Source organism: Pseudomonas sp. GM80 (assembly GCF_000282515.1).
Lineage (GTDB): Bacteria > Pseudomonadota > Gammaproteobacteria > Pseudomonadales > Pseudomonadaceae > Aquipseudomonas.
Window position 1 is genome coordinate 60,471 of sequence record NZ_AKJD01000063.1, and the last position, 13,541, is coordinate 74,011.

The 13,541-nt window shown below is 57.8% G+C and carries 14 protein-coding genes and 1 tRNA gene; 1 reads left to right on the top strand and 14 read right to left on the bottom strand.

Going from position 1 to position 13,541, the window contains the following annotated elements:
* Positions 1-179: 179 nt before the first annotated feature.
* The 12 genes from PMI37_RS31215 to PMI37_RS10455 all read right to left on the bottom strand — a co-directional run bounded on the left by PMI37_RS31215 (position 180) and on the right by PMI37_RS10455 (position 10,651).
* Positions 180-794, bottom strand: coding sequence for a hypothetical protein (locus PMI37_RS31215; RefSeq protein ID WP_177323308.1), 615 nt, complete (start codon positions 792-794; stop codon positions 180-182).
* A gap of 37 nt (positions 795-831) precedes the next feature.
* On the bottom strand, positions 832-1,320 hold the full coding sequence (locus PMI37_RS10405) for a hypothetical protein (protein WP_052635285.1): 489 nt from the start codon (positions 1,318-1,320) through the stop codon (positions 832-834).
* 231 nt (positions 1,321-1,551) lie between these two features.
* Positions 1,552-1,827 carry a hypothetical protein gene (locus tag PMI37_RS10410; protein WP_045123097.1) on the bottom strand — a complete coding sequence of 92 codons (276 nt, stop codon included), beginning with the start codon at positions 1,825-1,827 and terminating at the stop codon, positions 1,552-1,554.
* Complete coding sequence (locus PMI37_RS10415; RefSeq protein ID WP_008080534.1) at positions 1,824-2,804, bottom strand: integrase domain-containing protein; 981 nt, start codon at positions 2,802-2,804, stop codon at positions 1,824-1,826. The genes PMI37_RS10410 and PMI37_RS10415 overlap by 4 nt, the downstream gene beginning before the upstream one ends.
* A 905-nt stretch (positions 2,805-3,709) precedes the next feature.
* Entirely contained in the window at positions 3,710-5,038 is a 1,329-nt protein-coding gene (locus tag PMI37_RS10420) for a tyrosine-type recombinase/integrase (protein WP_008080535.1), read from the bottom strand.
* A 164-nt stretch (positions 5,039-5,202) separates the two neighbouring features.
* A tRNA-Thr gene (locus tag PMI37_RS10425) sits at positions 5,203-5,278 on the bottom strand.
* 75 nt (positions 5,279-5,353) lie between these two features.
* Positions 5,354-6,175: an FkbM family methyltransferase gene (locus PMI37_RS10430; RefSeq protein ID WP_008080536.1), complete on the bottom strand. Its 822-nt coding sequence runs from the start codon at positions 6,173-6,175 to the stop codon at positions 5,354-5,356.
* Positions 6,176-6,429: 254 nt separating this feature from the next.
* Entirely contained in the window at positions 6,430-7,665 is a 1,236-nt protein-coding gene (locus PMI37_RS10435) for a methyltransferase (RefSeq protein WP_008080537.1), read from the bottom strand.
* Positions 7,646-8,344 (bottom strand): ABC transporter permease, encoded by a 699-nt coding sequence (locus PMI37_RS10440; RefSeq protein WP_008080538.1) that lies wholly within the window; start codon positions 8,342-8,344, stop codon positions 7,646-7,648. The genes PMI37_RS10435 and PMI37_RS10440 overlap by 20 nt, the downstream gene beginning before the upstream one ends.
* Complete coding sequence (locus PMI37_RS10445) at positions 8,344-9,036, bottom strand: ABC transporter permease (RefSeq protein WP_007909165.1); 693 nt, start codon at positions 9,034-9,036, stop codon at positions 8,344-8,346. The genes PMI37_RS10440 and PMI37_RS10445 overlap by 1 nt, the downstream gene beginning before the upstream one ends.
* 78 nt (positions 9,037-9,114) lie before the next feature.
* Positions 9,115-9,864, bottom strand: coding sequence for an ABC transporter substrate-binding protein (locus PMI37_RS10450; protein WP_008080539.1), 750 nt, complete (start codon positions 9,862-9,864; stop codon positions 9,115-9,117).
* Positions 9,865-9,877: 13 nt separating this feature from the next.
* Complete coding sequence (locus PMI37_RS10455) at positions 9,878-10,651, bottom strand: ABC transporter ATP-binding protein (RefSeq protein WP_008080540.1); 774 nt, start codon at positions 10,649-10,651, stop codon at positions 9,878-9,880.
* Positions 10,652-11,205: 554 nt separating this feature from the next.
* Here PMI37_RS10455 and gabP point away from each other — a divergent pair.
* Positions 11,206-12,597, top strand: coding sequence for a GABA permease (gene gabP / locus PMI37_RS10460; protein ID WP_008080541.1), 1,392 nt, complete (start codon positions 11,206-11,208; stop codon positions 12,595-12,597).
* 70 nt (positions 12,598-12,667) lie between these two features.
* Here gabP and PMI37_RS10465 read toward each other — a convergent pair whose 3' ends face one another.
* Positions 12,668-13,120 carry a hypothetical protein gene (locus PMI37_RS10465; protein ID WP_008080542.1) on the bottom strand — a complete coding sequence of 151 codons (453 nt, stop codon included), beginning with the start codon at positions 13,118-13,120 and terminating at the stop codon, positions 12,668-12,670.
* A gap of 6 nt (positions 13,121-13,126) precedes the next feature.
* Entirely contained in the window at positions 13,127-13,540 is a 414-nt protein-coding gene (locus PMI37_RS10470; protein WP_008080543.1) for a hypothetical protein, read from the bottom strand.
* Position 13,541: the final 1 nt, after the last annotated feature.

Below are 13,541 nucleotides of genomic sequence, written 5' to 3' on the forward strand. Positions count from 1 at the left end.
TGGCCGATAGCAGGCCTGTGCGAACCTCCGTCTCTGGCCGAACTCTGCCCTTCGTAAAAGGCAGAAAACAGCCAAAACGAGATAATCATTTCCGTCGGGTTGCCCCTAGCCGAAGCGATCAGTCGTTTGATCAATTTGAGCAGCCATCCAACCGCATCTTCAGGAACCAGCCATGATGATCAAGGACCAGCCATACATGCCAGAAATCGGAACGTGTCTGATTGAATACGAAGCTTGCTAGCGGGTTGAACCTCCCATGTTAGGGTCATCACTTCGTTAGCCCTCCCAGACCATCCGCAAGGAATCGCAATGTAATTTGCATTAAACAATTTCTGAGGTCGCAACTGCCCTGTGCTGAATGCCGACTCTTCAGCGCTAATTCCAGCTTTTTCCCAGCATGCTTTCGCGAGTTTATCCGATAGTCTCTTGCGCGTACCTACGAGGACGAAAACTGCCGCCGCTTCAGGATGAGCGTCCTTATAAGCGCATAACTTTTTCAAATCATGCTCGACTGCGACCTCAGTCAACTGATCTTCGGCAAGCAAGGTCTTCAACTCAAAATATCCCCAAGGAGAACCGCCAATTCGATCAATGATCACATCTGGAATGCAGCGGCCAAGGGTTGGATGATCAAGAGCCTTCTTGTTATTCCTTATCAAGTCAGGGGAGGGTATGTGAGGTGTGAGCAGTTTGACGATCAATTGCTGTACTGACGCTTCCGCCTGATGCGCGTCTTTCGAGCCGCCCACAAGGCCATTTTCAGATATAACCTGGTGCGGAAGCTGAGTGTGCAAGATGTTGATCAGCCGCGGCCCATGAGGGATGAGGCGCCTACGATTCATATTTTAGGAGCGGCGTATCAACTTCGAGGAGCGCTGCGTCCACGCCACATTCTCCTGCAGCCGTCTCCTTGGAAACGTAGTTCCAGACTGGATGCAGACCACTGTCGAACGCCACCAATGCAAATGAACCAGCGGGATGCAGTCCAGCGCCAGGTGGGTAGTGCTCAATCCACACCGTACGCCGCACGACCTGGCTAATGAAGTCTTCGTTATCAGCTCGAAATGGCCACCTACGCTTAGGAGCAACAAGGTGATCCAACCCCACATCTTTTTGCAATTGCTCGATAGCCGCCACAAGGATTTGCTCCACGGCGTTGGTCACTGACGTACCGTAATAATCGAGGAGCTGACTGCATAGGACAACCAACCCGCTTGGTCGTACCCAGACCCGTAAGAAGCACGTCCCCTCTGAACCAAACCCGGGAAACCTGAAGCGTAGGTACTCTTTGTAGACCGATTCAGTCTGATTCTTCTTCATGTAGCCTGATTCCATATATGTCTCGTGCGTGGCTGCGCACTATCGGCTAGTCATCAAGTTTTGCATATAGCATCACTTTACCGAGTTCGAGCGCAAGAACCCAAAAGCGAACGATGCGAAAGGCTTATGTGGACGCTAATTCCGAGCCATTGCAGCATGTGGGGCCTAGCGGGAATCGGCCAGAAGCAGCCATCCGTGACTGGCAGTAATTGGCCGTTTTCTGACCTTCGTTTAGCTTTTGAAATGCCAGGGTTTTCCTAGACGATGAGTGAGTAATTGCATGGTCAGCAAATAGTAATAGCGCGTCGATTCGGTGCGCTGGTTTAGATGGTGATTCAAAAACCACCCAAGGTGTTTTCTCTGCCAAGTCCATGGATTGTCGCGTTGCCAGCGCTCAGCGATTGCTGTTTGGATAGCTTTCGCCTGACGAAGGTGGCGCTGGCGGGTGGTATGCGACCCCGTCAGGACGCCTGACAGGAACAGATCCATATCGAATGCCATTCTCATGCTCGACCACCAATGTAAGCCGCCACCACGACGATACGGCCGTGTCCCAGCTCATAGCTGATTTGTACTCGGGCCTCCTGATCTAGGCGTCGGTCGAGCTGATAGCAATGGCCACCGTTGATGGGGGCGGGATGGTGGGTGATTTGCTCATAGCGTTCGCACGCATAGGCTGCCCGCAATTCGTGGAAGCCTTTGAGGTTGTGCGTATGGAGGATGTCCCGTGCGGGGCGGACGATTCCGTACAAGAAATCGAGGTAGCGTTCGTTCGGTGCAAGCAGGTTGCGGCTACCGTCGGGCGAGACCTTTTCGGCAAACCTCAGTGCGTCACGAATATGGTCATCTACCGTAATCCAACGAGGTGCTGACGCGCCTGAACGGCCACCTTTGGTGCCGTCCTGGATGTTGATCTTGCCGAATTGTTCGGCTTCACGTTTTAGACGCGGAACGTCGGCCAAAATCGCCTCGCGCAAACGCATGCCAGTAGCTCGCGCTAACTGCGCGATGGCGGCGGCGCGCGACTGCTGATGCTCGCAGAGCACGTCGACGATCCGCTTCAGGTGTTCATGGTCTTGGCCTTGGGGCACCGAGTGACGAACACTGGTGCGTCGCATTCCCAACGCCTTGCTCGGACTTGCCACCTTCACATATTGATCACCGCGAAGCGCAGCCATGGTCCGGTTCACGCTGGACAGTCGATTTTGTGCGGTGGCGATGGTGAGATCGCTGTGCTCAACCAGGTGACGCAGATGCTCCGCGTAATCCAGCAAAGTCTGCCGATCAATCTGCCGTGCATCGTTAAACCCTGGCCCATCCTCCGACCGACACCACCTCACAAACGCCTGCCAGCGATCACTGTGCGCTTTGACCGTGCCGTAATGCCCATCGCCAAATAGATCCCGCAATGCCTGCGGCCCGGCATAACTCAATTGCCGACCGTAGCCAAAATTCCGCCCATCCCGTCTACCTACCAATGCCATGATCAAACTCTTCTCGAAGCCAAACCGTTGAAACCTTCCCTCACGTCATCCCGCTACGACTGTTGAGTGTTATCAGGGATCAAGGTCCCTGCGACCTGTGAGGGTTGTCCACTAACGCGGGACTGACGGCTCTTTACGACCGGGAGCTTGGGCATCTCATGATCTGGCCTCCTGAACACTTCCGAAGAAGTGGGCGGGTGGAGGCTGTGCTGGCTGACGAGACCTGCGCCGCGAGATCTGAGTCATGTGAAGGCAGTGAAGCGATGACCGGGGCATGCCTGACTGTCAGTCAGGCGCAATCCCATCCGTAGGCTGCGGCACCATCATCTGCATCGCTGTTGCTGGTGACTTCGGTGTTTGTCACGCCGATTGTCACGAGGGGGAATGCCGCAAAGCCCTGTACGAGTTGGGCTGCAGCAGCGGTAGGAGCGCCCGTCTCTTTCCGGGAGAAAGAGACGGGCGCAGGTTGGCGCAATGAAATGGCCAAGCGGATAGGTTGCTGCAGGGCAGATATGAAGGGGTATGAGTTGCCGCAGTGGGCACACTAGTAAAAGTAGGCATCCATCACATCGCTGTGACCGTGCGAGCCGCCGGACGCTAATCGCACTTTGGGAGAACCACCAGGGTGTGGCGTAGCCTTAAAGGTTCTGGCTACCTGGGTTGCTGTCAACGACAGCGCTTTGCCCGATCTTTTCTACGCCTGTGGATAATTTGGGTCAAGGCTCGAATTTTCGGGAATTCTGCGGCTGTGGATGAAATTATCCACCGGTGGAAATCAGTAGTTTTCCACAGACAGTTTGCGTGGGATTTAGATTTTTTAAATGAGGTCCATCCAAGCAGGGCGGCTTTGCAGCCCCGCTTGGATGGACCCGCGTAGAAGGGCGGACTGCGGTGATCTCATTGGCTTACCCACGTTTGGATGCGCCACGGCTATTTTGTAGGGCGGTAATGTTGTCGCCGACCGGGTGAGCGAATTCGTGGGGCGTCACATGCCCATGGCGGTTGGCGTCGATGTAGTTGCTCCACCACGCCATGATCAGCCTGCGCTGTTCGAGGAATTCGGCCTTGTGGATATAAGCGGCGCGCACGCGGTTGCGTTCCTTGTGACTCATTTGTCTTTCGATGGCAGCGTCGGTCCATAACCCGGACTCTAGTAGGGCGCTACAGGCCATGGTCCTGAATCCGTGGCCGCACACGTCCTTGCTGGTGTCATAGCCGACGTTGCGGAGCATGGTGTTCACTGTGTTCTCGGACATGGGCTTCCAGTACTTGTGGTCGCCCGGTAGCACCAACTCTGAAAAGCGACTGAAGCTGCGCAGGCGCTCCAGTATTTCGATGACCTGCGGCGATAACGGAACCATTTGAATGTCGCCGTTCATCTTGGTCCCGCGTGTGGAGTTGCGTACCCCTTCAATCGGTGCGCGAGTATCGGGGATTTCCCACATGGCGCGTTGGAGGTCGAACTCACTCCATCGAGCGAAGCGCAGCTCGCTGGAGCGGACGAATACATGCAACGTCAACAGGACGGCGAGGCGCGTCAGTTCGCGGCCGTTGTAGTTGTCGATGCGGTGCAGCAGTTCGGGTAGGCGGTTGAGGGAGAGGGCCGGGCGATGGACTGTGCGCGGCGCGTGAATCGAGCCTGCCAGATCGAGGGCAGGATTCATGGTGATCTGCCGAGCCCTTTTGGCCCCGCGCATGATGGTGGATAAGTAGTTCTGTACCCTTAACGCCACATCCATGGTGCCGCGTTCCTTGATGCGCTGGGTGATCTCTAGCAGGTCGTGGGTATCGAGTTCGGCGATGGGGCGTTGGCCGATCAGCGGGAAGACGTGGGTGCGCAGTCGGCTCATCACGGTTTTTGCGTGTCCTTCGGTCCAGCGACGGGACATGTCGGCGTGCCACTCCAGAGCAACGGTTTCGAAAAGCAGTGCCGCCCGTTGGGCTACGATCTTGGCCTTCTTCTTTTCTTCCATTGGGTCGAGGTTGTCGAGCAGCAACGCCTTGGCTTCGTCTCGCTTACGTCGTGCGACGGAAAGGGTAACGATGGGGTAATTGCCGATGATGAGCGTGCCTTCCTTGCCGCTGGGCTTGGTGTACTTCAAGCGCCAGGTCTTCACGCCATTGGGTTTGACGAAAAGGTACATGCCTCCGCCGTCGAACAGTTTGTAGGCGCGTTCGCGGGCTTTGGCCGTGCGGCATTGCAGGTCGCTGAGAGGGATCGCTAGACGTGGCATAGGGGTACGCGCTCCTGACCGGAAAATCGCAGTACCCCTAACATACCCTCGGGGAAGGGGGATTTTGTTGGATCCCGACAGAGGGTCCTGGAACGAAAAAACCCGCCAAATGGCGGGTTTTCGGGGCTTCCAGAGCATTCAGTAGAATGCATTGGAGCCTAATGTGGTGCCGGCACCAGGAGTCGAACCCGGGACCTACTGATTACAAGTCAGTTGCTCTACCAACTGAGCTATACCGGCGTGTGGGCGACGATTATAGCGACTGGATAATTTCTGTAAACCCCTGAATTCAGACTATTTTTGCATCTCTGTAAATCAAGCCTTTCTTAGTACATTTCGCAGGGTTTGCACTGCCTTCACAGTCCGGCTGTTTTGCAGGGCAAACAACTGCGCTTCGGCCTGTTCGGCGCGGTGCAGGGCGGTGGCGAGTTGTTGGGCGGTGTCGAGTTCGCCGGGGCTCGGGGGGTGGGCGAGGGCGTGGCCTTGGCACAGCCGGAAGTTGTCGAGATTGCACGGCGGGAGGTCGAAGGCCGGCTTGATGCTCAGGTGTTCTTCGGCCAGGAACCACGTGTTGAGGCCATCGAACAGGACCGACTGGTAGCCAGCGTCGGTGACCAGGTGTTCCCAAGTGTGATCGCGCAGCCATGGGGTTTCGATGACGATGATCCATGGGCGGAAGCGGCTGAAGTCCATGCCGCGCAGGACGGTTTCTTCGTGGCCTTCGACGTCTATCTTCAAAAAATGTATTGGCCGATCGGCAGCATATTGTTCGCAGATGGAGGTCAGTGTGCGGGCTTCGACGGTGAGGCTGCGCACGTTCATGCCGAGGTCTTTGCGTTGCTGGGCGACGGCTGGGTCCGCGGTGGAGAGGCCGGTGCCGGGGATGCCGTAGAAGGTGATTTCGCCAGGTTGGTCGCTGGCGACGCATTGCACGGTGGCATCGCGCGGGCGTTGCTGGCACAGCGCGTCGTAGTAATCCTGCATCGGCTCGACGTTGACGCCGTGCCAGCCGTGATCGTAGAAGGCTTTGGTGACCGAGTCGTGGCTCGGGTCATTGGCGCCGACATCGATGTAGAAACCGTGTTCGAACTGCTTGAGTGCGCGCCACCGTATAGCGAGGGTTACAAGGTGCTGCAATTATTCGCTCGGCGAAGCTGATTTTCGGCGGTTATGTCGTTTTGATTGGCGGCTTATGCACAACTGAGTAGCCCGAATACGCGCTTAGGCCAGTTTTTGTGGACGCGTTCTCATTTTGTTCGCAAATCCCTGTTTTATTGGTTTTTTCTTTATGTGAACAAAAAATGACCAGAGCTGTTTCAGCGCCGAAACAGGCGTGGATATTGGATCCGAGCAAAATCCATCAACAGAGTTATCCACAGGCTGGCGGTGGTTTATTCGCGTTCGGCCAACAATAGAAAATTGCGCGGCGTCAGCGCTGATTCGCAGAAAGTGCCGAGGCGTACGACGTATCCCTGTTCAGCGAGGAAAAGTGCCCGATCGAGGCTCAGCCAAAGCTCTAGCGGTCGTCGGAATAATCCGCGCAGCAATTCCAGATTACGCACTTCGGCCAATCGTTGCCAACCGGCTGATTCCAACGCTGCCCAATCAGGCGTGCCAACTGTGGATAACTCTTTTAGATCGGCCAGATCGTGGCAGTAATCGTCAAAGGATTTATCCAGCCATGCGCTGGGCAACGATGGCGTGGGCAAATACTCGTCGACGCCGCGCACTTGCCGTTGCAGCAGATCGAACGCCAAACGACGAGCCATCGAGGTGTCGCGCTGACGTCGGACGCGTGCACCGGCGGTAACGGTTTCACTCATCGGCAGCGCCAGATCTTCCAGCGAGAGCTGTAGGAGCGATCCCGAACCGGACGAAGACAAAGCCTGATATTCGCTACGACTGATGCGGTTGTAGCAGCAGGGCGCAATCGCCATTTGCTGGCAACCTGCGGCACTGGCCAATTGCATCAAACGCACATGCAGATCACCGCAGGCGTGGAGGGCGACGGGCGTTTGAGTCGCGCTCAATACGGCAGAGGCGTCCGCCGCCAGTACGTCCTGCTGCACATGCAAAGCGTGCAGATGATGGCGCTGACTCAACGCCTGTCCGCTCGTGACCAATTGAGGATCATATTCAACGCAAGTCAGCTGCTGCCCCGACCCCAGCAAGCGCCGCCCCAAATGCCCCTTGCCCGAACACCAATCCAGCCAGTGCGTCGGCTGCGAAGCAAAGGACAAACGACTGGCAAACGCCTCGATCTGCTGCCACTTGCGCCCCGGCACATTGACACTCAACCGATGCCCCGTAGCGTCCAGCGTATGCCCCGGCAGCTCACCCACCGCGCTCAACTCAGCCGACAACGCCGCCAATGAAGCAAACGGCTCCGGCGCCTCGACAAGATCAGCAGGTTGGTTGTGAGCGTTTTCCGCGTCTTCCAGCGACCGCCCGCGCAGCCACAAGGCCAGTTCCGGGTAGGACGCTTCCCAAGCAAGCGAAAGATGTGTGAACGGTCGAGGTTTCCACAGCGCCTGATGCTCAATCAAAAAAGCATCCAGCGCCGTGAAGCGGGCGAGTAAGTCCTCGCCCGTCAGCACGTAGGAAGAATCAACGCCCTTGGCAGGCATCGACGCGCAGCCAGCGCTCCAGCAGCTTGAAGCCGCGGACCAGCACGTAAGCCATCAGCAGATAGAACACGCCCGCGGCGAAGAAGATCTCCACCGGCAGATAGGTGCGCGCAATGATCGTGCGCGCCATGCCGGTCAGTTCCAGCAAGGTCACGGTACTGGCCAACGCACTGGCCTTGAGCATCAGGATCACTTCGTTGCTGTAGGCCGGCAGGCCGATACGCGCGGCACGCGGGAGGATGATGTAGAACATCGCTTTCGGCTTGGACATGCCCAAGGCCCGCGCCGCTTCGATCTCGCCCGGCGGAATCGCCTGGATCGCCCCGCGCAGGATCTCGGCGATGTACGCCGCCGTGTGCAGCGTCATGGTTACGGTTGCGCACCAGAACGGATCGCGCAGGTACGGCCACAACGCGCTTTCACGTACCGCGTCGAACTGCGCCAGGCCGTAATAAACCAGGAACAGCTGAACCAGCAATGGCGTGCCACGGAAAAAGAAGATGTAGGCGTAAGGCAGCGAGCGCACGTACCACAGCTTCGAAGAGCGGGCGATGCCCAGCGGAATTGCCAGCAGCAGGCCAGCGAGTACCGCGATGGCTACCAGCTCCAGGGTCAGGGTCGCGCCCTGCGCCAGTTTCGGCAGCCACTTGATGATGACTTCCCATTTAAAGTCGCCCATTAAGCGCTCCTCGCAAAGCCGCGAGCGGCGCGTTTTTCCAGGAAGTGCATGCCGGTCATCGCCAGCACGGTCAGGCCCAGGTACATGATCGCGGCGACCATATAGAAGGTGAACGGTTGTTTCGACACGGTCACGCCGATTTGCGCGTGACGCATGATTTCTTCCAGACCGATCACCGAGACCAGCGCGGTGTCTTTCATCAGGATCATGAACAGATTGCCCAGGCCGGGCAGGGCGATACGCCACATTTGCGGCATGATCAGCCGGGTGAAAATCCGCCATTTCGACAGGCCCAGGGCCTGGCCGGCCTCACGGTGGCCTTTGGGAATGGCGAGGATCGCACCACGGAACACTTCCGTGGCGTAGGCGCCAAAGCACAGGCCCAGAGCGATCACACCGGCGGCAAAGGCGTTGAGTTGCAGGTCGGGGTTGCCGAAGAACTCACCGAGGGCGCGCATCAGGTTGACCGTACCGAAGTAGATCAACAGCACCCAGAGCAATTCCGGGACGCCACGCACGAGGGTCGAATAAGTGCCGCCAAGCCATTGCAGCGGCTTGTACGGGGAAGTCTTGGCCAAGGCGCCGAGCAGACCGAGCACCAATCCCAGGCACAGGGCCGTAAGGGCCAGTTGGACGGTCATCAGCGCGCCGGCAGCGAGGGCCGGGCCGAATCCGTAGAGGTCGATAATCATGGAGTTCTGTTCAAATTGCGGCAGGCAAAGTCGGGAGCCGGCGCCGTGCAATCACGGCGCCAGTCCCACAGGTCAGGATCAGTAGATGCTGAACGGGAAGTACTTGTCGTTGATCTTCTTGTAGGTACCGTCGGCGACGATTTCCTTCAGGGCAGCGTTCAACTTCTCACGCAGTGGATCGCCTTTACGCACAGCGATGCCGATCTTATCGCTTTCTACGACCGGGTCACCTTTGAACTCGTAGTTCTTGCCAGCATCGCTTTTCAGCCAGTCATAGTTGGCATACTTGTCGGCGAGGATCGCGTCGACACGACCGGAGGTCAGGTCGAGGTAGGCGTTTTCCTGGGTGTCGTAGAGGCTGACTTTGATGTCATCGGCGTAGGTGTCTTCCAGCCAGGTACCGGCCAGGGTTGCACGCTGAGTACCGATGGTCTTGCCTTTCAGCGAGTCCTTGTCGGTTTTGAAGTCGACGTTTTTCGGGGCGATGAACTGCAGCTTGTTCGAGTAGTACGGGTCGGTGAAGTCGACCGCGCCTTTGCGCTCGTCGGTGATCGACAGCGAGGAGATCAGGAAGTCGAACTTCTTCGCGTTCAGTGCCGGGATGATGCCGTCCCAATCGGAAGTGACTACGGTGCACTCGACTTTCATCTTCGCGCACAGGGCGTCGCCGATGTCTTTGTCGAAGCCGACCACGTTGCCGCTGGCGTCTTTGTTGTTGAATGGCGGGTAAGCCGCTTCGATGCCCATCTTCAGGGTTTCAGCCATGGCACCGGCGCTGAACGCGAGGGTGACAGCGGCGGCCAGGAAGACCTTCTTGAAATTCTGCATGCATGTTGCTCCGTTAGCGGTTGCTGGACATGAATTGTTTGCAGCGCGCCGAAAGCGGGTTTTCGAACACCTGCTGAGGCGATCCTTGCTCTTCTATTAGACCTTGATGAAGGAACACCACTTCGCTGGAGACCTGACGGGCGAAGCCCATTTCGTGGGTCACGAGCAGCATGGTGCGGCCTTCTTCGGCCAATGCGCGGATAACACTAAGTACTTCCTGAACCATTTCCGGGTCAAGCGCCGAGGTGGGTTCGTCGAACAGGATCACCTTCGGTTGCATCGCCAGCGTGCGGGCAATCGCCGCGCGTTGCTGCTGACCACCGGACAATTGCGCCGGGTAGGCGTGGCGCTTGTCGGCGATGCCGACCTTGGCCAGCAGCGCTTCGGCGACTTCGATCGCCTCGGCCTTGCTCTGGCCGAGCACGCGACGCGGCGCCTCGATGATGTTGTCGAGGATGCTCATGTGCGGCCACAGATTAAAGTTTTGAAACACAAAACCAATCTCGGAGCGCATGCGATTGATCTGCTTGCCGTCAGCGGCAACCAGTTCGCCATTCTTCGCCGGTTTCAGCTTGAGTTCTTCACCGGCCACCAGAATCTCGCCCTGGTGCGGGTTCTCCAGCAGGTTAATGCACCGCAGGAACGTGGACTTGCCGGAACCGGAAGAACCGAGGATCGAGATCACATCGCCGTCGCGGGCGGTCAGCGAGATGCCTTTGAGCACCTCAAGCTTTCCGTAGCGTTTGTGCAAGTTGCGGATTTCAAGCGCGGGCGTGGCCTCAGCCATGTGCGTTCCTCATATATGTTGCGCTCCAGCTGTTGGATGGCCTTCCTGGCGAGGCGGCCAAGCTAGCATAGCGTTTCAATGGCAGCCAACAGCGCTGCGAGCGGTTAACGGGTGGCGTGTGGCAGGTTGTCGCATCGGCACAGCAGACTGTCGCCCCATCAACAACCGAACGGGTGTTTGATCGTGCAAACCCGCGGGTGTCGCGTAAAAAAAGGCGCGATGTTGCCAGCTTTGGCGGGGTGTTGGAAGCGCTATCCGGCCGAACGTTCCTGATTCGCCCTTTTATTGTGCATCCCACACTTTTTCAGTGTGTTTCTGGTGCGCTGATTCGTCTTGAAAGTGAGTCGCAGGGTAACGTTCTGGCGAATAGCCATTAATCTCAATGAGTTGCGATGAATGTCCGGTCGCACGCAAAGCCGCGATCCAGAAGACTTTGAAACATTTTGGCGCATTTATTGCGTGCAGAATCCGGAACGCCCTGTTGGTTTCTTTTTACGAGAAAGAACACGCCAGACAGGACGGACTGAATCGCTTTCCTCGCAAAGGTAGTTTCGATGAGCAGTACCCCAAGCTCCAATGGCCTCGAACAGGGGCTCAAACCGCGTCATGTGACCATGTTGTCGATCGCCGGTGTGATCGGCGCCGGTCTGTTCGTTGGCTCCGGCCACGCCATCGCTGCTGCCGGCCCTGCTGTGCTGCTGGCTTATGCCGCCGCCGGTACGCTGGTGGTGTTGGTGATGCGCATGCTCGGCGAAATGGCTGTTGCCTCGCCGGACACCGGTTCGTTCTCGACGTACGCCGACCGTGCCATCGGACACTGGGCCGGTTTCACCATCGGCTGGCTGTACTGGTGGTTCTGGGTATTGGTGATTCCACTGGAAGCCAACGCCGCCGCGACCATCCTCCACGCTTGGTTCCCGGGCGTAGGCATTTGGGCTTTCGCGCTGATCATCACCATGCTGCTGACCGTCACCAACCTGTTCAGCGTGAAGAACTACGGTGAATTCGAATTCTGGTTTGCCCTGATCAAAGTGCTGGCGATCATTGGCTTCATCGCCCTCGGTCTTGCAGCGATCTTCGGCTACCTGCCGAACAGCCAGGTCAGCGGTGTGTCGCACCTGTTCGACAGCGGCGGCTTCCTGCCAAACGGCATGGGCGCGGTACTGGGTGCAATCCTGACTACCATGTTCTCCTTCATGGGTACCGAAATCGTGACCATCGCGGCCGCGGAATCGAAAAACCCGGGCAAGCAAATCTCCAAGGCCACCAACTCGGTGATCTGGCGGATCGGCTTGTTCTACCTTGTATCGATCTTCATCGTTGTAGCGCTGGTGCCTTGGAACGATCCTACGCTGGCCAACCTCGGTTCCTACCAGACCGTGCTTGAGCGCATGGGCATTCCTAACGCGAAAATGATCGTCGACATCGTCGTTCTGGTCGCAGTGACCAGCTGCCTGAACTCGGCGCTGTACACCTCGTCGCGCATGCTCTTCTCCCTCGGCAAGCGTGGCGATGCCCCGGCCATGTCGACCCGCACCAACAAAAGCGGTACGCCTTACTGGGCGGTGATGCTGTCCACCGGCGCAGCGTTCCTCTGCACTTTCGCCAACTACGTGGCCCCGGCCGCGGTGTTCGAATTCCTGCTGGCCAGCTCCGGTGCTATCGCGCTGCTGGTGTACCTGGTAATCGCCTTCTCGCAATTGCGCATGCGCAAACAACGCGTGGCGCGCGGCGAGAAAATCGAATTCAGCATGTGGCTGTTCCCGGGCCTGACCTACGCGGTGATCATCTTCATCGTCGCGGCCCTGACCATCATGCTGTTCCAGGAAGCGCATCGCGTGGAAATCCTCGCGACTGGTTTGCTGAGTCTGATGGTGGTGGCTGCCGGTCTGCTGGTGGCACGCCGTCGCAAGCTGGAAAAACGTGGCGCGGTGGTGTTGAACTGATCCGTAACGCGTAATGCAAAACGGCCGCTGTCAGAGATGACTAGCGGCCGTTTTTATTTGTGAGCGATGTTTATTCGCTCTTGTCTTCCTGTGCTTCCACCGACTTGCCATAAGCATCCAGCGCAACCCCGAAATCGGTGATGAACTGTGGCTCGCTCAGCCAGGCCTGGGCTTCTTCGATCGTTACGCCTTCGGCCCACATGCGGTAGTCGATCAACATGTCGGCGGCCAGGTGGGTGGCGGCCATGCCTTCGTTGTCGGCGTTTTCCATGTCCAGCAGCTCTGGATGGTCGACGATGACGAACGCCAGTTCGCGCAGCAGGGTCAGCAGCATTTCGTTGCGGCTGATGGCTTCGGCGTCGCGCATTTTGCTGAACATCGCCAGGACGTATTCCGGCACCGGCTCGGCGAGGTGGTCGAGGTCTTCGTCCTGCTCCAGCGGCTTGCGGCCGACCATACGGATTTGTTTGGCTTTTGCCTTGGCGCGTTTGGCGCGTTTCTGTTGCTTGTTCAGGGATGCCATGGGAACTCAGTTCTTCTGTTGGGTTTGCGCGGCGATCGCGTCGGACGCCGCCACATAGTCGGCCTGGAAGGCCGGTGATTCGATCCATGCCAGCGCGCCGGCCTCGTCGGTTTCCTGCGACCACTGGCGATACTCGATCAGTGCGGCGAGGATGAAATCCATCGCGCCTTCTTCGCCTTCCTGCTCGTAAACCAGCTCCAGCAGCGGGTCTTCGAGGAACGCGGTGCACAGGGCCTGCTGGCTGATCTTCTCGGCGTCGATCATTTTCTTGAACAGCTCGGTCAGATCCACCGACTCGAAGTCGATTCGATCGTCGTTCGGGTCCAGCTCGACCGGCGCTTCAGCGCGTTTGGTGCGGTTCTGCTTGGCCTTGGCTTTGGCCCGGGTGGCGCGTTTTTGCTGCTTGTTGGCGGAGGCCATG

Bases quoted from the DNA above. Each gene is read 5' to 3' on its own strand.
- PMI37_RS10415 (WP_008080534.1), bottom strand. From the start codon at position 2,804: ATGGCATTGGTAGGTAGACGGGATGGGCGGAATTTTGGCTACGGTCGG.
- gabP (WP_008080541.1), top strand. From the start codon at position 11,206: ATGAGCAGTACCCCAAGCTCCAATGGCCTCGAACAGGGGCTCAAACCG.
- PMI37_RS10445 (WP_007909165.1), bottom strand. From the start codon at position 9,036: ATGATTATCGACCTCTACGGATTCGGCCCGGCCCTCGCTGCCGGCGCG.
- PMI37_RS10420 (WP_008080535.1), bottom strand. From the start codon at position 5,038: ATGCCACGTCTAGCGATCCCTCTCAGCGACCTGCAATGCCGCACGGCC.
- PMI37_RS10440 (WP_008080538.1), bottom strand. From the start codon at position 8,344: ATGGGCGACTTTAAATGGGAAGTCATCATCAAGTGGCTGCCGAAACTG.
- PMI37_RS10435 (WP_008080537.1), bottom strand. From the start codon at position 7,665: ATGCCTGCCAAGGGCGTTGATTCTTCCTACGTGCTGACGGGCGAGGAC.
- PMI37_RS10470 (WP_008080543.1), bottom strand. From the start codon at position 13,540: ATGGCCTCCGCCAACAAGCAGCAAAAACGCGCCACCCGGGCCAAAGCC.
- PMI37_RS10465 (WP_008080542.1), bottom strand. From the start codon at position 13,120: ATGGCATCCCTGAACAAGCAACAGAAACGCGCCAAACGCGCCAAGGCA.
- PMI37_RS10455 (WP_008080540.1), bottom strand. From the start codon at position 10,651: ATGGCTGAGGCCACGCCCGCGCTTGAAATCCGCAACTTGCACAAACGC.
- PMI37_RS10405 (WP_052635285.1), bottom strand. From the start codon at position 1,320: ATGAAGAAGAATCAGACTGAATCGGTCTACAAAGAGTACCTACGCTTC.
- PMI37_RS10450 (WP_008080539.1), bottom strand. From the start codon at position 9,864: ATGCAGAATTTCAAGAAGGTCTTCCTGGCCGCCGCTGTCACCCTCGCG.
- PMI37_RS10410 (WP_045123097.1), bottom strand. From the start codon at position 1,827: ATGAGAATGGCATTCGATATGGATCTGTTCCTGTCAGGCGTCCTGACG.